This window comes from Hungatella hathewayi WAL-18680 (assembly GCF_000235505.1).
Taxonomy (GTDB): domain Bacteria; phylum Bacillota; class Clostridia; order Lachnospirales; family Lachnospiraceae; genus Hungatella_A; species Hungatella_A hathewayi_A.
Genome location: NZ_JH379028.1, coordinates 864,032 through 865,134, shown reverse-complemented (window position 1 = coordinate 865,134; position 1,103 = coordinate 864,032). Strand labels below are relative to the sequence as shown.

At 40.8% G+C, this 1,103-nt stretch carries 1 protein-coding gene; it reads left to right on the top strand.

Annotated elements, in window-relative coordinates:
- Positions 1–27: 27 nt before the first annotated feature.
- Positions 28–1,103: transposase (locus tag HMPREF9473_RS19720; RefSeq protein WP_034859655.1), on the top strand; the 1,076-nt coding region annotated here is incomplete at its 3' end.

Below are 1,103 nucleotides of genomic sequence, written 5' to 3'. Positions count from 1 at the left end.
TCAGCGATTTTTTTGGTATAATTAATTATGCGACTAAATAAAAATACCAATAATAATTATACAGTACGTCAACTGAAATTACCACTGGAAATCGAAAAATTAATTGATATTTCTGATCCGGTATACACTTTCTGCGAGGTAATGGATCACATCGACCTATCAAAATATTTTGTAGCGAAGGGATACAAAACAGGCCGTCCAAGATGTGATGAACACAAACTCCTCAAAGTGATACTCTTTGCTTTCATGGAACACGGGATTTCTTCTCTGCGCGATATCGAAAAACTCTGCAGAAACGATATCCGGTACCTGTATCTTCTCGATGGCATGAAGGCACCTTCCTTTGCCACCTTTGGCAGCTTCATCCGCAAGGAACTCACAGATTCCATCGAACAGATTTTTTTGGATGTCAATACTTATATTTTTCAAAAAGACCACGTTGATCTGGAACATGTCTATCTCGATGGAACAAAAATAGAGGCAAATGCGAACCGCTATACCTGGGTATGGAAAAAATCCTGCACCAAGAGCCGTGGAAAAGTTTTTGAAAAGATTTCAATGCTGCTCGACGCTATGAACCAGGAAGTACTTGGATATTTAAATCTGAAACTTGAAAAACGGGAAGAGTATGCCATCAATTATGTTTCCGAACTCCTGGAACTGTACCGGAAAGGCACCGGACTGGAGGAATCCACGTTCGTTTCCGGCTGTGGCCACAGGAAAAGCATTTATCAAAAGCAGTATCAGGAATTACAGGGATATCTGGAACGCTTAAAAACTTATGCACACCATATAGAAATCTGTGGGGAAGAAAGGAGCAGTTATTCCAAAACGGATCACAGTGCCACTTTTATGCGGCTGAAAAGAGATTACATGGGAAATGACCAGCTGCTTCCAGCCTATAACCTCCAGACAGCTGTCTGTGACGAATACATTGCCGTAGTGGATGTAAAACCATACGCATCTGACATGGAGTGCTTTGTACCACTGATGGAGAAGTTTCATAAAACATATGGATGTTATCCAAAGTATCCGGTTGCCGATGCAGGGTATGGTTCCTACAATAACTATCTTTATTGTGAAGAGCATGGGATGGAAAAATA